The following is a 17,788-nucleotide window of genomic DNA, read 5'->3' on the forward strand; positions in this document are numbered from 1 at the left end:
CTCAGCGCCGGTGCACCACGATCCGCCCGCCGTTCTTGGGCGTGTAGGTGACACCACGGCAGTGCCACGGCTCGCCCGGCGCTGTCGTGGTCTCTATGGTGAAGTGGCGCAAGACCGTTCGAAGCACCACGTCCATTTCCATGTTGGCGAACGCCGCGCCCACGCAGCGCCGCGCGCCGCCGCCGAAGGGGATCCACGCGAACGTCGAGGGCTTTCCACCGACGAAGCGTTGCGGATCGAAGCGCTCCGGTTCGGGATAGACGTCGGGGTCGTTGTGGATCTGCACGATGCTGACGATGATCGAATCTCCCTGCGGGATGACCCATTCCCCGAGCCGGAATGCCGGCGGACAGACGCTGCGGCCGACGAAATCGACAACCGTCCTGGCCCGCTGAACCTCGAGGATCGCCGCCTGGCGGAGCTCGTCACCGCCGTTATCGGCCTCCTCGACCAAGGCTGCCAGCACGTCGGGGTGGCGGCTCACCCGCTCGAAGGCCCAGGCGAGAGTCGCTGCCGTGGTTTCGTGCCCGGCCGCCAGCAGGGTCAGCAGCTCGTCGCCGATGTCGCTGCGGGACATGGCCGAACCGTCGTCGTAGGTGCTGCGCAACATCAGTGCGAGCACATCGGTTCGGTCGGCGAAGTTGGGGTCCGCCCGCTCGGCGGCGATCAGCCTGTCGAGGACGACGTCGTACTGGCGGCGCCACTCGGCCAGCCGGCCCCACGGACTGAACCGGCCGTAGGTCCGTTCGGGCTTGGGCATCGGCGCCATCCGCGACCCGAGCGTGACCCACGGCGGGATGAGACGGCGCAGCTCGTCCAGCTCGGCGCCGTCGGCCCCGAAGACGGCGCGCAGGATGGCGTTGAGCGTGATGTGCATCGTCGACGGCAGCGTCGCAAAAGGCTTGCCCTCCGGCCACTTTGCGATTTCGCGCAGGGTCTCCTCTTCGATGATCGCCTCGTAGTTCTTCATGCTCTTGCCGTGAAACGGCGGCGCCAGGAGCCGCCGGCGCTGCCGGTGCTCGTCGCGGTCGAGCGCGAAGACCGAACCCGACCCGAACAGGCGGCTCAGGTTGGGCTGGATGTTGCCGAGCTCCTCGGGACTGGTGGTGAAGATCTGCTTCGCCAGCTGCGGGTCACCGACCATCACCACGCGACCGTAGATCGGGATGTTGAGCGCGAAGACGTTGCCGTGGCGGCGAGCCAGCCGTTCCATCATGCCGCGCCGCGAGATCGCGAAGACGATTCCGCAGAGCAACTTCGGGATTCGGGGCGTCGGCGGCAACCGGACGGCCGGTGGGGCGGTGACGACGTCGCTCATGCGGTGATGTTCCCCATTTCTCCCCGGTTCGGGGTTGGTACCGCGATGTACCACAACCTTTTCCGCTACGGTACTCTGAAGTACCAGACCTGACAAGGTGCCGCATTCGCCGAAGGGGGCGCCGCCCGTGACATCAGCGGTAGACGACGTGCTCCGCGCCGACCCCCAGGCCGGATCGGATCCGTTCCGGCTTCGCCTGCTCGACGGCCTCGCCGCCTCGATCGGCGAACGCGGCTATCGCGCCAGCACCGTCGCCGACATCGTCCGCCACGCCCGGACCTCCAAACGCACCTTTTACGACCAGTTCGCCAGCAAGGAAGACTGCTTCCTGGAGCTGCTGCGGGCCGACATCGAGAAGCTCGGTGGCGGTATCGCCGCGGCCGTCGACCCCGAGGCCGACTGGCACCGGCAGATTCGTCAGGCCGTCGAGGCCTATGTCGCCCACATGGAGGCCCGGCCGGCCATCACCTTGAGCCTGATTCGTGAGCTCCCGTCGCTCGGCGACGTCGCCCGTCCGGTCCAGCGCCGGGGCGTGCAGATGTTGTCCAACCTGCTGATCGACCTCAGCGCCAGCCCTGGTTTTCGCCGCGCGGAGTTGCCACCGCTCACCGCGCCGCTGGCCGTGATCCTGCTGGGCGGCCTGCGTGAGCTGACGGCGCTGGCCGTCGAAGACGGCCGGCCCGTCCGGGAAGTCGTCGAACCCGCCGTCGACGCCTCCATCGCCCTGCTCGGCCCGCGACACTAGGCTCGTCGCTGACCCCGACCCGGAGGATTGCGATGCGACTGTCGACACGAAACCAACTCAAGGGAACCATCACCGAGGTCAATCTCGGCAGCGTGATGGCGATCGTCAAGGTGAAGCTCGACGGCGGTGAACAGATCGTCACGTCGTCGGTCACCAAGGACGCAGCGACCGAGCTCGGGCTTGCGGTCGGTCAGCCCGCGACGGTGTTCATCAAGTCCACGGAAGTCACCATCGGCGTCGAGTAGCGCCGAAACGCACCGCGGCGCTTCAACTTTCGGCGCGCAGGAAGGACCTGAGCCGGTCGAGGACCAGATCAGGCCGCTCCTCGACGATCCAGTGACCCGCGCCCTCGACGACCTCGACCTCGAAATCGCTGATGCGGTCGGCGTATCCGTCCAGCAGATCGACGGTCAGCACCGGATCTTTGGTGCCGCTCAGCCAGCGGACCGGCACGTCGACCCGGGTGTCGTCGTATTCGCCGCGCAGCCAGCGAAACACCTCCGTGCTCAAAAAGGTGCGGTACCAACGTGAACCGGCCAGCGCGTGCCCGGGCTGGCGCATGCACTCGATATAGAAGCGGACGTCGTCCTCGGGCACCAGGTATCCCCCGCCGACCCACGACGCCAGAGCGCGGTAGAACCGGGCCTTCGGATCGCCGACCACCCGCGGACCGATGACCGGCAACGCTATCGGGACCTGGTACCAGAACCGCCAGAGATTGCGGAGCATTTTCAGGTCGGGCTTCACCCACGGCGCGGACGTGTTCATCCCGAAAAACCCGGTGACCTTTTCCGGATGCCGCAGCATCATGGTGAACGCGACGGGTCCGCCCCAGTCGTGCGCGGCGAGTTTGACGGTCGCGACACCCAAGCGATCCAACACCGCGGCCAGGTCGTCGGCCATGTCGTTCTTGAGGTATCTCGATGGCGGCGCCGAGCTCCACCCCGCGCCCCGCAGGTCGGGGCACAGCACCCGATAGCCGTCGGCGGCCAGCGGACCGATCAGCGCGTGCCACTCCCACCAGTTCTGCGGAAAGCCGTGCACCAGCATCACGGCCGGACCATGGGCCGGACCGGCATCCGCGATGTGGATGGTGACACCGTCCCCCAGCTCGATGTACCTGTGTTCCACACCTTCCAGCGCGGGCATAGCGACCATGTGTTGAGAAGGTACTCGATGAGCGCCCGAGCGGATCAGGCGAGGAACCGTTCCACGTAGGGCGCGAAGCGCGCCCGCAGGCCGTCGTCGGTGAGGCCGAACATCTCGGCGGACGTCTCGACGTTTCCGAGCCGGCCGCGACGGTGGTCGGCCAGGTAGTCGGCGACCGCGGCGCGGGCCGGTTCGGTGAACGGTTCGCCGGCCAGCGCGTACACCTGCCCGGCGACGCCGAGCTCGTCGGCCATGAAACGGTCGAAACGGATGTCGATCGAGCGTTCCGGGCCGATGGTCTCACGATCGCGGACGAGCGCGGTCAGCATCCGGTCGAGGCGATCGACCCAGTAGGCCGCGATCTTCGGCACCGGCACCGGCGAGCGATGCATCCGCGCCGAGTAGGTGATCATCGCGATCATCGACAGCGCCACCGGGACGGGGTCGCGGTGGGTGAACACGACAATGCCGGCGGGGAAAACCCGATCGAGCACCGGCACCTGCTCGAGGTGCTGCGGCGACTTGAGCAGCCAGCGCCGCCCGCCGCGCAGGAACTGCATGGCCTTGAGCTGGCGGGCGAGGTACTGGTAGTGGGGCGTCTGGTCGTGGGCCTGGTAATAGTCGCGCCAGCGGGGCACGTCGGCCAGCGTCTCGAAGAACATCGTCGAAAAATCGTTGGCCAGCAATTGGATTTCCTCGTGCACGTGGTCGGCGGTCATCTCGTGCATCAGCGGGAAATACGGCATCACGGTATTGATCACGCCGACCCCGACGTCCATCCGGGTGCGCCGCGGATCCGGCTCGCTGCCGGCCTCTGCCGGCAGCGGGAACGGTTCGACGCTCTCCCAATACGGCATCGTGCGGAAGGTGGGAGCCGCCGCCAGCAGGTTGTGCAGGTGGGTGGTGCCGGTGCGGGGCAGGCCCGCGATCACGATGGGCGGCTGCAGTTCGATGTCATCGATTTCGGGGTGCCGGCGCAGGAGATCGGTGAACAGCAACCGGTTCTTGAGCAACTGCAGCAGCTGCGCGAAGAAGTTGACCGCGCCCGCCGGGTGCAACCCGTCGATGTCGCGCAGCGCGGCGAGGTAGACGTCGAGCCGCTCCCGGTAGTCTTGCGCGCCGAAATCGTGCAGTCCGGTGTCGGCGGCGGCCCTGGCGTGCAGCGCCTCGGAATCCAGCGGACATTCCGCGGCCATCGCGGCCATCATGTCGAGAATCTGCTGCGCCTCGGTGCTGAACCGGGGCCGGGCGAGGTCGTCAAGGCGAACGGCGTCGGTCACGCCGACTTATGTTACTCTCGGTTTCGTAATGGTAGTGGATTTTGGCCGACCCCGTGACCCCCGCATCGACGGCGCGGTGCTGAGCGCGACCGCCGAACTGCTCGCCGAGACCGGCTACGCCGGACTGCTGGTCTCCGCGATCGCCGAACGAGCCGGCACCAGCAAGCCCGCGATCTACCGGCGCTGGCCGAGCAAGGCTCACCTCGTCCACGAGGCGGTGTTCCCGATCGGCGCCGCCACCGAGCTGCCCGACACCGGGTCGCTGCCCGAGGACCTCCGTGAAATGGTCGCCCGCGCAATGGCTTTCCTGACGACACCGGCGGCCAGGGCGGCTTTACCCGGGCTGGTGGGCGAGATGGCCGCGGATCCGACCCTGCACTCGGCGCTGCTGGAAAGGTTCGGCGGCGTCATCGGCGGCGGGCTCACCGAGTTGCTGGGACGGGCCGCCCGCCGCGGCGAGGTCCGGCCGGACATCACCGCGGCCGAAGTCACCGAGGCCATCGCCGGTATCACCCTGATGGGCCTGCTCACCCGCGCCGGCGAACTCGACGGCGCCTGGGTCGACCGCACGACGAGGTTGCTGCTGAAGGGAATCCAAGGATGACGCACGAATCGACGGCCGCGTGGCAGGAGTTGCTCGCGACCCTGGGCGCCCTCGACCGCTCCTTCCTCGAGGGTGACCGTGCCGTCACCGACGATCGCCACATCGCCGACGGCTACCGCACGCTCGCCACCACGCTGGGCGTCGCGTTGGACACCTACCTGTTCCCCGAGCCCGGCCGGCCGCAGTTCGTCGCGGTGAACACGCCGTTCCGCCGGGACCGCCGGTGGGGCGGCGACAACACCGACGCCTATTACTTCCTGTGCCCGGTCGATCCGGAGCGGCGCTACCGCGTCAGCGGCAATCGCGGTGACAGCGTGTACTTTTCGGTGACGGCCTACAACGAGCCGTCGCCGGGCGCATGGTCGGACCGGGTGGTGGCGATCGTCAGGGACAGCGACCTCGACGTCGACGCCGACGGCAACTTCAGCTTCGAATTCCCGCCGACCCGGGACGCGGCCGTGCTGATGACGCGCGACTACCAGGCCGACCCGCTCACCGGCCGCCCGGTCGTCTGGCACATCGAGGCGCTCGACGAACCCGATCCCATCCGGCACGGCGACGCCGAGACCGCCGCCGGCCTGCGGGCGGCCGCCACCTGGTTGCGCACGATGTTCGCCATCGTGCCGCTGGCGGTAGGCACCCGCGTCGATGACGAACACGCGCTCGGTCACGAGACCGCCCACGCGGCAAACGAATTCGCCGAACCCTATCAGGTGCCCGACGCCAACTTCGGCTGGTCTGCCCGCGACGCGTGCTACGCCTACGGCAGTTTCGTGCTCGATGAGGACGAGGCGCTGGTGATCACGCACCGGCCCCCGCACTGCCGGTTCTGGAACATGGTGGTGTGGAACCAGTTCATGGCGACCTACGGCGCGGCAGACGCGCGTTGCTCGGTCAACGGGCACAGCGCCGTGCCCAACGGTGATGGCTCGGTGACGATCGTCCTGTCCCACGCGATGACGACCCACCCGAATTCGCTGACGACGCTGGGCTATCCGCAAGGCAACCTCGCGTTCCGCTGGTTCCTGGCCGACGGTGTGCCGCAGCGGCCCGAAGTGAAACTTGGGAAGGTATCCGATGCTCCGACGAGCGTGTACTGAACCGCGCTCCTGATCGGCTCGGGCACGCCGCTTAGCGAGCGTGAAGCCAGCCGCACGTTCGACACCGAGGGTGAAGCCAGCCGCACGTTCGGCGCGAAAGCCGAATCACGCGTCGCCCGAGGTGAAACTGGTGAAGCTACGCGACCTCGCGGACCAGCTCGATGGCCCGGCCTAAGGTCAACAGCTTGGCGTCCAACGTGTCGCCGGCGGGATACAGCCGCACGGTGTCGACGCCGGCGTCGCGCCAGACGGCGAGCCGCGACCGCACCATCTCCTCGGTGCCGATGAGCGTGGTGGCCAGCACCATGTCGTCGGTCACCAGCCCTGCCGCGCCGTCGCGGTCACCGCGTTGCCAGCGCTCCCGCACTTCGGCCGCCACGTCGGCCCAGCCCTGCCGGCCGTAGGCCTGGTTGTAGAAATTCGTGCTCGACGACCCCATGCCACCGAGGCTGAACGCGAGCTCCTTCTTGCGGCCCGCGACCATGCCGCGCAGCTCGTCCTCGTCCGCGGCGAAGGCGACCTCGGCCCCCTGACAGATGTCGATGTCGGCGCGAACGCGGCCGGCGTTCGCCAGCCCCTCGTCCAGGTGGGCGAAGTAGGCGTCGCCGGCGCCCTCCGGCACGAAGCTGGTGCCCAGCCAGCCGTCGGCGATGCGTCCGGTCAGGCGCAGCATCGCCGGTGACAGCGTGGCGAGGTAGATCGGAATGGGGTGCTCGGGCTTTGTCGACAGCCGCATCGGGACCGCCTCCCCGCCGGGACGGGGGATCTGAAATTCCTTGCCGGAGTGCGAGATTTTGCCTCCGCCGAACGCCTGCCGGACGATGTCGACGGTCTCGGCGATGCGTGCCAGGGGCCGGCTGAACGAGACGCCGTGCAGGCCCTCGATCACCTGCGGACCCGACGCGCCGAGCCCGAGCAAAAAGCGCCCGTCCGAAAGGTTGGACAGGGTGATCGCGGTCTGGGCGACCAGGACGGGCGACCGGGTGCCGACCTGCAGGATGCCCGAGCCGAGCAACATCCGCTCGGTCCGCGCCGCGAGATAGCCCAGCGCCGACGGCGCGTCCGAACCCCATGCCTCGGCCACCCAGCACACGTCGAGGCCCAGCTTCTCGGCTTCCACGACCAGGGTTACGACTTCGGTTGCGGCGCCGGAGAACTCGACCGTCGTGGCCGTCCGCATCAACGGACTCCGCGTTCGGCCAGCCTCTTGAGCGCGGCGAGCGTCTTGATGATCGCGGCCTCGAATTCGCGCATCCGCACGAACACGATCTTTTCTTCCTTGTCGGGCATCGAGTCGATGGCCACCGACAGCCCCGAGCGTCCCGGCCCCATCCGCATCCAGAAGTTCAGCAGGGTGCCGCCGTCCCGGGGGTTCAGCCGAAATCGCCAAGTTGCCGACGGGTTTTCGGTTTCGCCCACCGCCCAGGCGAATTCGCGTGGGGGGTCGCACGCCACGATCTGCGAGGTGGTGCTCCACTTCCCGAACGCCTCATGCTCGTTGTGGCCGACGAAGCGGGCGCCGGTGCGGGGCCGGTCGGATCCCTCGGCCCACTCCACCGCCTTCAGCTCGTTGCTGAACGTCGGCATCAGCTCGATGTCGGAGACCAGATCCCAGACCCGCGCCGGGTCGGCGTCGATCCACGTCGAGGCCTCCACCGTGGGGGTGTCCGCGTAGCGCGCACCGGTCCATTCCACGCACCTCATTGTCCCCCGGAAAGGGCCCGAGGCAATGCTCCGGTGAGAAGCGGGACGGATACGTTATGCGGCGACGGCGAGCCGGTCGGCGGGCTTGTCGGGGCTGGGCTTGCCCGTCCACGAGTCCGGAAAGGTCAGCTTGACGATCTTGCGGACGACGGTGCCGAACTGGCGCACCAGCGGGCCCCGGTTGTAGGGGATCCCGTAGCGCCGGCAGATCTCCTGCACCTCGGGCGCGATCTGGGCATACCGGCGGGCCGGCATGTCCGGGAACAGGTGGTGCTCGATCTGATGCGACAGGTTGCCGGACAGCAGATGAAAGAGCTTGCCGCCGGTCAGATTTGCCGAACCGAGCACCTGCCGGAAGTACCACATGCCGCGGGACTCGTCCTTGGTCTCCTCGACGGTGAACTCGCTCGTGCCGTCCGGGAAGTGGCCGCAGAAGATGATCATGTACGACCACACATTGCGCATCAGGTTGGCCGACAGGTTGCCCGCGAAGACGAACGGGGCGAACGGCCCGGCCAGCAGCGGGAAGGCGACGTAGTCCTTGAGCGTCTGCCGACGGGTCTTCTTCCAGATCTCGCGTAGCACCTCACGCTTGTCGGCGAGCGTGATCTCGCCGGCGCGCCAGCGCTCGGTTTCCAGCTCGTGCAGGGCGACGCCGTACTGGAACAGCACCATCAGCAGGAACGCGTAGACCGGGTTGCCCAGGAAGTACGGCTCCCAGGGCTGGTCCTCGCTCATCCGCAGGATGCCGTAGCCGATGTCGCGGTCCATCCCGACGATGTTGGTGTGGGTGTGGTGCATGTAGTTGTGTGAGTGCCGCCATTGGTCGGCGGGGCAGGCGGTGTCCCACTCGAAGGACCGGCCGGAGATCGCCGGGTCACGCATCCAGTCGTATTGGCCGTGCATGATGTTGTGGCCGATCTCCATGTTGTCCAGGATCTTGGACACGCCCAGCATCGCGGTGCCCAGCGGCCACGCCGGCGGCAGGAACAGCAGGGCCCGGCCGCCGACCTCCAGCGCGCGCTGTGCCTTGATGACGCGGCGGATGTAGTCGGCGTCTTGTTCGCCGAGGTCCGCCATTACGCGTTCCCGGATGGCGTCGAGTTCGCGGCCGAAGGCGTCGGCCTGCTCGGGGGTCAAGGTGATCTCGTTGGGTGTCATGGCATTACTCCTCTCCATAAACAGATTCAGAGGGACAGGTCGACGTCGCCGACCGGGACGGACACGCAGATCTGCACGTCCTCATCGGGCTGGGTGGACACCGCGCCGGTGACCAGATTGCGCACGGTCCCGGTGGTCTTGCGCCGCGTGCAGGTGTGACAGATGCCCATGCGGCACCCGTTCTGCGGTGTCAGGCCGGCCGCTTCGGCCTGCTCGAGCAGGGACCGCCCGTCGTCGACGACGTCGATCCCGCTGTCGGCGAACGTGATTCGCCCGCCCGAAGGGTTGGGCGGCGCATCGAACGCCGGTGGTACGAAGCTCTCGGTGTGCACGTTGTCGCAGTGTTGCCGCACGGCGTCGACCAGAGCCGTCGGCCCGCAGACGAACACCACATCGGGGTCGGGCATGGCGGCGGCCAGGTGTTCGGGCCCGAAACGCCCTGCGAGGTCGCCGGCGTCGGCGCGGGTGTAGCCGTGCAGAACGCGGACGCCCGGCCGATCGTTGTGGGCGGCCAGCTCGTCGCGGTAACACGCCTCGGCGGGCGTGCGGGCGTAGTGCAGAAAGGCGACCTCACCCCGGTGGCGCTCGGCGATCAGCGTGCGCAGCATCGCCATGACGGGTGTGACGCCGCTTCCACCCGAGACGAGCAGGATCCGGCGCGGCAGCACCGCGGGCAATACGAAGTCGCCGCCGACGCCGGCCAGACCGACCACCATGCCGCGGCGGGCCCGTTCGTACAGGAAGGTCGACACCAGCCCGCCGTCGTGGTGGCCGATCGTGAGCTCGAGGTGGTCGCCGCCTTCGGCGTTGGCCGGTGAATAGCAACGCGTGTGCCGGCGGCCGTCGATGTCGACGGTGAGGTTGACGTACTGGCCGGCCCGGACGGTGTGGCGGGACTTGAAGGTCGCGTTGGGCGCGAGCGTGAGCGTGACGCTGCGCGGCGTGCCGCGGCGCACGTCGACGACCTTGGCGCGGGCCTCGCCGAGCGTCCAGGTCGGCGCCACCAGCTCGGTGTAGCGGTCCACGCCGTGCGGACCGGCGAGCAGGTCCAGCAGGTCCGAACCCAGCACGCGCTTCCGCAGGGTTTGCGCGAGATTCCGAGTCGCTGTTTGAGTGAACATATGTACACCGTGCGACCGCTTACCCCTGGTCGTCAAGGGTTTTGTGCCGGTTTGTGGTAGGGTTCACACAGTGAACAGCCGTGCTCCCAGCTCACGGCCGCATCGGTCGGGCCGCGAGCGCTCCCGCGAGAACCCGTCGCGCGAGGAGCGCAAGGAGGCCACGCGACGCGCGATCATCGCCGCGGCGCTCAAGCTGCTGCAGGACCGCAGCTTTTCCAGCCTGAGCCTGCGGGAGGTGACCCGGGAGGTCGGGATCGTGCCCGCGGCCTTCTACCGGCATTTCGAGTCGATGGAGGCCCTTGGCCTGGTGCTGATCGACGAATCCTTTCGCACGTTGCGCGACACCCTGCGCGGCGCGCGCGCCGGCAAGCTCGACCCGAACCGGGTGATCGAGTCGTCGGTGGAGATCGTCGTCGCCAGCATCACCGATCGCCGCGAGCACTGGCGGTTCATCTACCGGGAGCGCTCGGGCGGAGTCACCGTCCTGCGCTATGCGATCCGCACCGAGCTGCGCCTGATCACGTCCGAGCTCGCCACCGACCTCGCGCGCTTCACCGGCCTCAATGCGTGGAGCACCGAGGACCTGAACATCCTGGCGACCCTGTTCGTCAACTCCATGATCGTCATCGCCGAGGCGATCGAGGACGCGCAGACCGCCGAGGCACTGGAAGACATCCGTCGGACCGCCGTCAAGCAGCTGCGGATGATCACGATCGGGATCGCCGGCTGGCGCAGCACTCCGTAGCGACGAACGCTATGTGCCGGGAGTGAACACCCGAACACTCATTCTTCGCCCTCCCCGTCGACGACGTCGTACAGCGAGTCGCCGTCCTCGGGGGTGCCGTCGATCTGGCCCCGGTGAGCGCGCGCCGGACCACCGTCATCGGTCGGGCCGGTCCAGGCCGGCGCGTCGGCGGACACATCCGGCTCCTCCTCGGCCAGACGGGCGTCGAGGGATTCGCCCTCGCGCTCTTCGCGGGCCGTCATCCCGAAGCGGTCCGCTTCGCTCCAGCCCTCGGGCGGGTCGACGACGATGTCGCCGTCATCGTTGCGCAGCTCGTCGGAGTCGGTGCCTTCGCTCGCGTTCAAGGTGTCGCCCGGGCCGCCCTCTTCGGGAAAGTCGCCTGTGTCGCTAGCCATACGCCAACGGTTGCCCCGGCGCCCCGCGATTAAACGCGGTCAACGCCTCGCCCGCCGCATCACCCGGGTCCGCGTCGACGGGCGAAGCAGGTCCTGACGAGACCGAACGCACCAGACCAGTGCGGGAATTTCGCAATTCCCGATGTGACAAACCCCGCAGGCGCATACGCTCCGATCGTCCCGGCAACTTCTCGGAGCGAAGAAGGTCTCGGCACATGTTCTTCCGCGCAGCTCAGGTCGCCGTAGCCGGATCGGTGATCGGCGGGATCGGGTTTGCGGCGCCGGCCCTGGTCGACGTCGCCGACGACTACTTCATCCAGGCCCTCGATGGCTACGGGATGCAGTACGGCACACTCGAAAAGGCAATCCTCGTAGCCAAGACCTACGTCTGCGCTCAACTCGACGCCAACCCGGGCCAAACGATCAACGATGTCGTTTCCGGCGTGGCGAGCAACACCGGCTGGTCCAACGCCGACAGCGCTTTCTTCACCGGGTCGGCGATTGCCGCGTACTGCCCCGAGTACAAATACGTCGTCGACGCAAATGCACCAGCGCCGGTGGGCGGCCCGGAGAACGTGCCGATTTCTTAGGCACCGTTCCGCCTTTGACCGAGTGGGCATAACGCCCGGCGCCGAGCCGGGTGCGTGCGGAATGCTTCCTGACCCTGTGGCGGCGAACCGCACCGTGTCGGCAGCCGGCCCGGCTACCGTGTTGCCGCCGGCCTGCGGTACTCACCGCGGCGCACGCCACATCGCCCAGATCGGTGGGCCGCCGTGCGGCAGCCGGATCTCCCGGGTCACCGTGAAGCCGAAACGCTCGTAGTAGGGGACGTTCTCGGGCTTGCTCGACTCGAGATAGGCCGGGCAGTACTCGGCGTCGCAGCGGTCCAGCCGCGACCGCATCAGCGCCTGGCCGAAGCCCTGGCCACGAACCGTGGGGTCGCTGCCCAGCACGGCCAGGTACCAGTGCGGCTCCTCGGGATGCAGGCGCTTCATGAGTTCCTGCACCCCGCGCGCCCTCGCCGAACGCGACCCGAACACCCGGATGAAGCTCGGCATCATCGCCAACTCCTCCCGGCGAGAATTCCGCCAGCGACCGGGTGGATCCCACAGCGCCGCCGCACCGATGCCCGGCCCGTCGCACGCCACCTCGACGCCCCCGCCGGCCAGGTGGTGATGGCGGGTCATCGCCGAGAAGATCCGGGCCGCATGTCCAGAGCGCGTGCGCTCGTCGGGGCAGATCCACATGATGACGGGGTCGTCGTAAAACGCCCTGGCCAGGGTGCGCGACAGCTCGCCAACGTCGGCTTTGCGCGCGGGGCGCACCTGCGGGGTCACCCCGTCAGGCTAGTGGGTGAGTGGTCGGCCGTCAGATGGGTATCTTGAGCCCGTGACCGGCATCTCGCGGCGTGCGTTCGGGCGGATGGCCGCCGGCGCGGGTGTGCTGGGCCCGGTCGGATTTTCTGAGGCCTGCGGCAAATCGGGATCCGGCCAAAGGCCCGCCGGACCGCCGCCGCCCGCGGGCAAGGGTGTGGGGGTCGTGCTCTCGCACGAGCAATTCCGCACCGACCAGCTGGTGGCGCAGGCCCAGGCGGCCGAGCAGGGCGGCTTTCAGTACGTGTGGGCAAGCGACCACATTCAGCCGTGGCAGGACGACGAGGGCCACTCGATGTTTCCGTGGCTGACGCTGGCCCTGGTCGGCAACGCCACCAGCCGCATCTCATTCGGCAGCGGGGTGACCTGCCCGACATACCGCTACCACCCCGCCACGGTGGCCCAGGCGTTCGCCTCGCTGGCGCTCCTCAGTCCGGGACGGGTGTTCTTGGGACTGGGCACCGGCGAGCGACTCAACGAACAGGCCACCACCAACACATACGGCAACTACCGCGAGCGCCACGACCGGCTGATCGAGGCGATCGAGCTGATCCGGCAATTGTGGAGCGGTTCACGAATATCCTTCGCGGGCCGGTACTTTCAGACGAACTCGTTGAAGCTCTACGACACGCCCGCCACGCCGCCGCCGATCTTCGTGGCCGCCACCGGGCCCAAGAGCGCGAAACTGGCGGGTCAATACGGCGACGGTTGGATCACCCAGGCGCGCGACGTCACCGATTCGAAGTTGTTGGCCGCGTTCGACGCAGGGGCGCAGGCCGCCGGACGCGACGCCGCCAACCTCGGCAAGCGCGCCGAATTGTTCGCCGTCGTCGGCGACAACAACCAGGCCGCCCGTGCCGCCACTCTGTGGCGCTTCACCGCCGGGGCCGTCGATCAACCCAATCCGGTGGAGATCCAGCACGCGGCGGAGTCGAATCCGATCGACAAAGTCTTGGCCAACTGGACGGTCGGCACCGATCCCGCCCCGCACGTCAACGCCGTGCAGAAGGTTCTCGACGCCGGAGCCGTGCCGTTTCTGCACTTCCCTCAGGACGATCCCGTGGCCGCCATCAACTTCTACCGCATCAACGTGTTGCCCAAACTGCGCTGAACAACCTGGGCGACGGTCAGTTTCGGCGCCGCTGTCCGGGGTATCCGCAGGCCACTTCGAGTGACAGCCCAACTGGAAGGCAAGGCATGGACGCGATCACTTTTCTTCGTCAGGACCACCAAAGTGTGCTCGGCTTGCTGGAGACCCTCGACGGGGCGCCGTCGGGCTCGGGCGCCGAAAGCAGCGGGTTGGAGACGATGGTCAACAACCTGATCATCGCCGAGTCGCAGCACGAAGCGGTCGAGGAACAGTTCTTCTGGCCCGCGGTGCGCAACGCGATCGGCGACTCGCTCGCCGACAAGGCGATCGAGCAGGAGCAGGCCGGAAAGAAGCTGCTGCAGCGTCTCGAGGACGGCAAGCCGGGTGATCCGGACTACCACGAGGCGCTGCAAGAGTTCGTGAAAGCGGGCCGCGAACACATCGCCTACGAGCAGGAGGTGGTGTGGCCGCAGGTCGAGGTCGCGATCAGCCGCGAGGAGCTGGAGAAAATCGGCGAAAAGCTGGAGGCCGCAAAGAAAATGGCGCCGACCCGGCCGCACCCGGCCACCCCGCCCAACCCGGCCGTGCTGAAGACGGTGGGGATGGGCGCGGCGGTCGCCGACCACGTGCGTGACGCCGTCACCGGCCGCGCCAAGGACAACCCACCGGACCCGCAGGTGCACTAGGGCAAAGAAGCGAAGGCCGGGTGTCGAAGCATCGACACCCGGCCTTTTGCATCCAATCAGCCTGTGGGGCTGCGCTGTTCGTGAGTGAACGGCTTCTCGGCGTTGATGGCGGGTGACCCCGACGGGTTCTGCTCGGCGCCCTTGTTCCGGCGGGCGGCGCCGCCCAGCCACTGCTGCTCCGGCTTCTCCACGTACTCCCACTCCATGCCCTTGGGCCACGGCCCCTGCCCCTGGTTCCAGGGTCCGCGGTTCGACTCGCCGCCGCCGTCGGACATGTTGAACGCCACGTTTTGGAAGCGGGGGTCCGCGGGTAGCTGACCCGGTGGGAAGTTCACCGGGAGTTCGTTGAGCGCGGCGGTGAACTGCTGGTAATGGGTGACCTCACGGGTCATCAAGAAGGTCAACGTGTCCTGCACGCCAGGATCGTCGGTGAACTGCTTGAGGTACTCGTAGACGATCTTGGCCCGGGACTCGGCGGCCAGGTTGCTGCGCAGGTCCACCGTCGGGTCGCCGTTGGCGTTGACGTAGGAGCCCATCCACGGCACCCCCTGGGAGTTGCTCACGTCCGGGGTGCCGCCGTTCAGCGCGAAATACAGCGGGTTGACCGCCACCTGATGAATGATCTGCTCGCGGCCGTCGCTGCCGGCCACGGCGGGCATCCAGTCGCACCGCTCGTTGGCGATCTTGAGGTTGTCGTTGAGCCCGTCGAGCAGCATCGTGATCATCGAGCCGACCATTTCGAGGTGGCTGAGTTCCTCCGTGGCGATGTCCATGAACAGGTCATACATTTTCGGGTTTTTCCCGCGCAGGGCGAACGCCTGGGTGAAGTACTGCATGGCGGCCTTGAGTTCACCGTTGGCACCGCCGAACTGCTCTTGCAGGAGCGTTGCAAAGCGTGGATCCGGCCGGTCGACCCGGACCTCGAATTGAAGATCTTTGTTGTGCACGAACATTGGGCCTCCCCGGCGGGTTTTGAGATATTCCTGGTCGACGGCGGGTACCCCCGGGCTATGTGCCGAAACGGCGACCACAGCAAATTTTCGACCCCGACGATTTGGCCGCGACTTCGATCGATGCCTAGATTGGGCTGGGTCACCAGACACTGACCGATCAAACAGAATCCGGTTTCATGGATCTTTCAGCATCGAACACCACGCACGCGCTGGCCATGCGCATGGCCGAGCTTTCCCGCGAGATGGCCGCGCCTCGCCCGCTGGAACAGCTCCTTTCCGACGTGACCGCCGCGGCGGTGCAGCTGATACCGGCGGCCGACATCGCCGGGGTGCTGTTGGTGAAAAAGGGCGGCGACTTCGAATCCATCGCCGATACCGACAGCCTCGCGGCCGAGCTCGACAGACTCCAGCACCAATTCGGCGAGGGCCCCTGCTCCGACGCCGCCCTCAAACAAACGCTGGTGCGGACCGATGATCTGCGCGACGAGCCGCGGTGGCCGCGGTACGCGCCGGCGGCCGTGCGGCACGGCGTGCTCAGCAGCCTGTCGTTCAAGCTGTACACGGCGGACCGGACGGCCGGCGCGCTTAACCTGTTCAGCTTCGACTCCGGCGTGTGGGACACGGAGGCCGAGACCATCGGAGCGGTGTTCGCCGCGCACGCGGCGGCGGCGATCATGGCCGGGCGCCACGGGGAGCAGATGGAATCGGCGCTGTCGAGCAGGGACCGCATCGGCCAGGCCAAAGGCATCATCATGGAACGCTACGGCGTGGACGATGTGCGCGCCTTCGAGATGCTGCGGGCTCTTTCGCAGGAGGGCCAGACGAAGCTCGTCGACATCGCCGAGCGCGTCATCGCGACCCGCAGCGGCAACTGATCCTCCGCGGTCGCCATCTAGGATGGGGTGGCTTTAGCAACGAGACCGGCGCGACGCTGCGCCGGGGAATGGTTGGCCACGGTGTGGGACTTCGAAACGGACCCGGAATACCAGGCGAAGCTGGACTGGGTCGAAAAATTCATGACCGACGAACTCGAACCGCTCGATCTCGTCGCCCTCGACCCGTATGACAAAAAGAACGACGAGATGATGGGCATCCTGCGGCCGTTGCAACAGCAGGTCAAGGATCAGGGGCTGTGGGCCGCCCACCTGCGGCCGGAACTCGGCGGCCAGGGCTTCGGCCAGGTCAAGCTCGCGTTGCTCAACGAGATCCTGGGCCGCTCCCGGTGGGCACCGTCGGTGTTCGGCTGCCAGGCCCCCGACTCGGGCAACGCCGAGATCCTCGCGCTGTTCGGCACCGACGAGCAAAAGGCCCGCTACCTGCAGCCGCTGCTCGACGGCGAGATCACGTCGTGCTATTCGATGACCGAGCCGCAGGGCGGTTCGGATCCGGGTCAGTTCGTCACCGCCGCGACCCGCGACGGCGACCACTGGGTGATCAACGGCGAGAAGTGGTTTTCCACCAACGCCAAGCACGCGTCGTTCTTCATCGTCATGGCCGTCACCAATCCGGAATCGCGCACCTACGACAAGATGTCGCTGTTCATCGTCCCCGCCGAGACGCCGGGCATCGAGATCGTGCGCAACGTGGGCGTGGGAGCCGAATCGTCGAAGCGTGCCAGTCATGGCTACGTCCGCTACACCGACGTTCGCGTGCCCGCCGACCACGTGCTGGGCGGCGAGGGTCAGGCGTTCATGATCGCGCAGACCCGGCTCGGCGGCGGCCGCATCCACCACGCGATGCGCACAATCGCCTTGGCGCGCAGTGCCTTTGACATGATGTGCGAGCGCGCGGTGTCGCGAAAGACCAGGCACGGGCGACTCGCCGATTTCCAGATGACCCAGGAGAAGATCGCCGACAGCTGGATCCAGATCGAGCAGTTCCGGCTGCTGGTGCTGCGCACCGCGTGGTTGATCGACAAGCACCACGACTACCAGAAGGTGCGCCGCGACATCGCGGCGGTGAAGGTCGCCATGCCCCAGGTTCTGCACGACGTCGTCCAGCGGGCCATGCACCTGCACGGCGCACTCGGCGTCTCCGACGAGATGCCGTTCGTCAAGATGATGGTCGCCGCCGAATCGCTGGGCATCGCCGACGGCGCCACCGAGCTGCACAAGATGACGGTGGCACGCCGCACGTTGCGCGAATACCAGCCCGTGGCAACGCCTTTCCCGTCGCAGCACATCCCGACGCGGCGCGCCGAGGCGCAGGCCCGGCTGGCCGAACGCCTGGAACACTCGATCGCCGAGTTCTGACCGGTTCCCCCGCCGGTCGCCGCCGCGACACATAAACCTTTGCGACGACACGCCGGGAAACGGCGCAATGCTTTATGTTTCGCGGTTGCCGGCGGGCGGCCGAGCCGCCGGC

At 67.6% G+C, this 17,788-nt stretch carries 20 protein-coding genes; 10 read left to right on the plus strand and 10 right to left on the minus strand.

Annotated elements, in window-relative coordinates; genetic code table 11:
* Window position 1: 1 nt before the first annotated feature.
* Complete coding sequence (locus A5696_RS26015) at window positions 2-1,318, minus strand: cytochrome P450 (RefSeq protein WP_067883968.1); 1,317 nt, start codon at window positions 1,316-1,318, stop codon at window positions 2-4.
* 148 nt (window positions 1,319-1,466) lie between these two features.
* Here A5696_RS26015 and A5696_RS26020 point away from each other — a divergent pair, with 148 nt between their 5' ends.
* Entirely contained in the window at window positions 1,467-2,063 is a 597-nt protein-coding gene (locus A5696_RS26020) for a TetR/AcrR family transcriptional regulator (protein WP_067883970.1), read from the plus strand.
* A gap of 32 nt (window positions 2,064-2,095) precedes the next feature.
* Window positions 2,096-2,308 (plus strand): molybdopterin-binding protein, encoded by a 213-nt coding sequence (locus A5696_RS26025; protein WP_067883972.1) that lies wholly within the window; start codon window positions 2,096-2,098, stop codon window positions 2,306-2,308.
* Between the two features lie 22 nt (window positions 2,309-2,330).
* On the opposite strand, the gene A5696_RS26030 is transcribed toward A5696_RS26025, so the two are convergent.
* Window positions 2,331-3,221 carry an alpha/beta fold hydrolase gene (locus A5696_RS26030; protein WP_067883974.1) on the minus strand — a complete coding sequence of 297 codons (891 nt, stop codon included), beginning with the start codon at window positions 3,219-3,221 and terminating at the stop codon, window positions 2,331-2,333.
* Window positions 3,222-3,256: 35 nt separating this feature from the next.
* A complete protein-coding gene (locus A5696_RS26035; RefSeq protein WP_067883975.1) occupies window positions 3,257-4,492 on the minus strand; it encodes a sulfotransferase in 1,236 nt (411 codons plus the stop codon).
* Window positions 4,493-4,520: 28 nt separating this feature from the next.
* On the opposite strand from A5696_RS26035, the gene A5696_RS26040 reads away from it, so the two are divergent.
* Both A5696_RS26040 and A5696_RS26045 read left to right on the plus strand, forming a co-directional pair.
* Window positions 4,521-5,096 carry a TetR/AcrR family transcriptional regulator gene (locus A5696_RS26040; protein ID WP_067883977.1) on the plus strand — a complete coding sequence of 192 codons (576 nt, stop codon included), beginning with the start codon at window positions 4,521-4,523 and terminating at the stop codon, window positions 5,094-5,096.
* Window positions 5,093-6,196, plus strand: a complete 1,104-nt coding sequence (locus tag A5696_RS26045) for a DUF1214 domain-containing protein (protein ID WP_067883979.1) — start codon at window positions 5,093-5,095, stop codon at window positions 6,194-6,196. Before A5696_RS26040 ends, A5696_RS26045 begins: the two co-directional genes overlap by 4 nt.
* A 136-nt stretch (window positions 6,197-6,332) precedes the next feature.
* Here the strand turns inward: A5696_RS26045 and A5696_RS26050 are convergent, their stop codons facing one another.
* Genes A5696_RS26050 through A5696_RS26065 form a run of 4 tightly spaced genes read right to left on the minus strand, consistent with a single transcriptional unit; the run spans window position 6,333 to window position 10,182 of the window.
* Window positions 6,333-7,376: an LLM class flavin-dependent oxidoreductase gene (locus A5696_RS26050; protein WP_067883981.1), complete on the minus strand. Its 1,044-nt coding sequence runs from the start codon at window positions 7,374-7,376 to the stop codon at window positions 6,333-6,335.
* The gene (locus tag A5696_RS26055; protein WP_197517084.1) at window positions 7,376-7,900 is read right to left on the minus strand and encodes an SRPBCC family protein; all 525 of its coding nucleotides are present in this window, start codon (window positions 7,898-7,900) and stop codon (window positions 7,376-7,378) included. The genes A5696_RS26050 and A5696_RS26055 overlap by 1 nt, the downstream gene beginning before the upstream one ends.
* A gap of 54 nt (window positions 7,901-7,954) precedes the next feature.
* Window positions 7,955-9,061, minus strand: coding sequence for an acyl-CoA desaturase (locus A5696_RS26060; protein WP_067883985.1), 1,107 nt, complete (start codon window positions 9,059-9,061; stop codon window positions 7,955-7,957).
* A gap of 26 nt (window positions 9,062-9,087) precedes the next feature.
* Window positions 9,088-10,182: a ferredoxin reductase gene (locus A5696_RS26065; RefSeq protein WP_067883987.1), complete on the minus strand. Its 1,095-nt coding sequence runs from the start codon at window positions 10,180-10,182 to the stop codon at window positions 9,088-9,090.
* Window positions 10,183-10,252: 70 nt separating this feature from the next.
* Between A5696_RS26065 and A5696_RS26070 the strand changes: the two genes are divergently transcribed.
* Window positions 10,253-10,927 carry a TetR family transcriptional regulator gene (locus A5696_RS26070; RefSeq protein ID WP_067883989.1) on the plus strand — a complete coding sequence of 225 codons (675 nt, stop codon included), beginning with the start codon at window positions 10,253-10,255 and terminating at the stop codon, window positions 10,925-10,927.
* Window positions 10,928-10,965: 38 nt separating this feature from the next.
* Here the strand turns inward: A5696_RS26070 and A5696_RS26075 are convergent, their stop codons facing one another.
* Complete coding sequence (locus A5696_RS26075; RefSeq protein WP_067883991.1) at window positions 10,966-11,322, minus strand: hypothetical protein; 357 nt, start codon at window positions 11,320-11,322, stop codon at window positions 10,966-10,968.
* A gap of 215 nt (window positions 11,323-11,537) precedes the next feature.
* Here A5696_RS26075 and A5696_RS26080 point away from each other — a divergent pair, with 215 nt between their 5' ends.
* Complete coding sequence (locus A5696_RS26080; RefSeq protein ID WP_067883993.1) at window positions 11,538-11,912, plus strand: DUF732 domain-containing protein; 375 nt, start codon at window positions 11,538-11,540, stop codon at window positions 11,910-11,912.
* 141 nt (window positions 11,913-12,053) lie between these two features.
* Here the strand turns inward: A5696_RS26080 and A5696_RS26085 are convergent, their stop codons facing one another.
* Window positions 12,054-12,659 (minus strand): GNAT family N-acetyltransferase, encoded by a 606-nt coding sequence (locus A5696_RS26085; protein WP_067883995.1) that lies wholly within the window; start codon window positions 12,657-12,659, stop codon window positions 12,054-12,056.
* A gap of 52 nt (window positions 12,660-12,711) precedes the next feature.
* On the opposite strand from A5696_RS26085, the gene A5696_RS26090 reads away from it, so the two are divergent.
* The gene (locus A5696_RS26090) at window positions 12,712-13,806 is read left to right on the plus strand and encodes a F420-dependent hydroxymycolic acid dehydrogenase (protein ID WP_067883997.1); all 1,095 of its coding nucleotides are present in this window, start codon (window positions 12,712-12,714) and stop codon (window positions 13,804-13,806) included.
* A gap of 86 nt (window positions 13,807-13,892) precedes the next feature.
* A complete protein-coding gene (locus A5696_RS26095) occupies window positions 13,893-14,471 on the plus strand; it encodes a hemerythrin domain-containing protein (protein ID WP_067883999.1) in 579 nt (192 codons plus the stop codon).
* A 56-nt stretch (window positions 14,472-14,527) separates the two neighbouring features.
* Here the strand turns inward: A5696_RS26095 and A5696_RS26100 are convergent, their stop codons facing one another.
* Window positions 14,528-15,424: a manganese catalase family protein gene (locus A5696_RS26100; RefSeq protein WP_067884001.1), complete on the minus strand. Its 897-nt coding sequence runs from the start codon at window positions 15,422-15,424 to the stop codon at window positions 14,528-14,530.
* 176 nt (window positions 15,425-15,600) lie between these two features.
* On the opposite strand from A5696_RS26100, the gene A5696_RS26105 reads away from it, so the two are divergent.
* Both A5696_RS26105 and A5696_RS26110 read left to right on the plus strand, forming a co-directional pair.
* The gene (locus tag A5696_RS26105; protein ID WP_067884008.1) at window positions 15,601-16,299 is read left to right on the plus strand and encodes a GAF and ANTAR domain-containing protein; all 699 of its coding nucleotides are present in this window, start codon (window positions 15,601-15,603) and stop codon (window positions 16,297-16,299) included.
* An 81-nt stretch (window positions 16,300-16,380) separates the two neighbouring features.
* Window positions 16,381-17,676: an acyl-CoA dehydrogenase family protein gene (locus A5696_RS26110; protein WP_067884252.1), complete on the plus strand. Its 1,296-nt coding sequence runs from the start codon at window positions 16,381-16,383 to the stop codon at window positions 17,674-17,676.
* Window positions 17,677-17,788: the final 112 nt, after the last annotated feature.

Origin of the sequence: Mycobacterium sp. E2699, assembly GCF_001666745.1 — a bacterium.
Lineage (GTDB): Bacteria > Actinomycetota > Actinomycetes > Mycobacteriales > Mycobacteriaceae > Mycobacterium.

Excerpts from the sequence above, each read along its gene's own strand:
- A5696_RS26055 (WP_197517084.1), bottom strand. The coding sequence starts at position 7,900 with ATGAGGTGCGTGGAATGGACCGGTGCGCGCTACGCGGACACCCCCACG.
- A5696_RS26060 (WP_067883985.1), bottom strand. The coding sequence starts at position 9,061 with ATGACACCCAACGAGATCACCTTGACCCCCGAGCAGGCCGACGCCTTC.
- A5696_RS26105 (WP_067884008.1), top strand. The coding sequence starts at position 15,601 with ATGGATCTTTCAGCATCGAACACCACGCACGCGCTGGCCATGCGCATG.
- A5696_RS26045 (WP_067883979.1), top strand. The coding sequence starts at position 5,093 with ATGACGCACGAATCGACGGCCGCGTGGCAGGAGTTGCTCGCGACCCTG.
- A5696_RS26095 (WP_067883999.1), top strand. The coding sequence starts at position 13,893 with ATGGACGCGATCACTTTTCTTCGTCAGGACCACCAAAGTGTGCTCGGC.
- A5696_RS26100 (WP_067884001.1), bottom strand. The coding sequence starts at position 15,424 with ATGTTCGTGCACAACAAAGATCTTCAATTCGAGGTCCGGGTCGACCGG.
- A5696_RS26040 (WP_067883977.1), top strand. The coding sequence starts at position 4,521 with ATGGTAGTGGATTTTGGCCGACCCCGTGACCCCCGCATCGACGGCGCG.
- A5696_RS26030 (WP_067883974.1), bottom strand. The coding sequence starts at position 3,221 with ATGGTCGCTATGCCCGCGCTGGAAGGTGTGGAACACAGGTACATCGAG.
- A5696_RS26050 (WP_067883981.1), bottom strand. The coding sequence starts at position 7,376 with ATGCGGACGGCCACGACGGTCGAGTTCTCCGGCGCCGCAACCGAAGTC.
- A5696_RS26075 (WP_067883991.1), bottom strand. The coding sequence starts at position 11,322 with ATGGCTAGCGACACAGGCGACTTTCCCGAAGAGGGCGGCCCGGGCGAC.
- A5696_RS26025 (WP_067883972.1), top strand. The coding sequence starts at position 2,096 with ATGCGACTGTCGACACGAAACCAACTCAAGGGAACCATCACCGAGGTC.
- A5696_RS26065 (WP_067883987.1), bottom strand. The coding sequence starts at position 10,182 with ATGTTCACTCAAACAGCGACTCGGAATCTCGCGCAAACCCTGCGGAAG.
- A5696_RS26015 (WP_067883968.1), bottom strand. The coding sequence starts at position 1,318 with ATGAGCGACGTCGTCACCGCCCCACCGGCCGTCCGGTTGCCGCCGACG.
- A5696_RS26080 (WP_067883993.1), top strand. The coding sequence starts at position 11,538 with ATGTTCTTCCGCGCAGCTCAGGTCGCCGTAGCCGGATCGGTGATCGGC.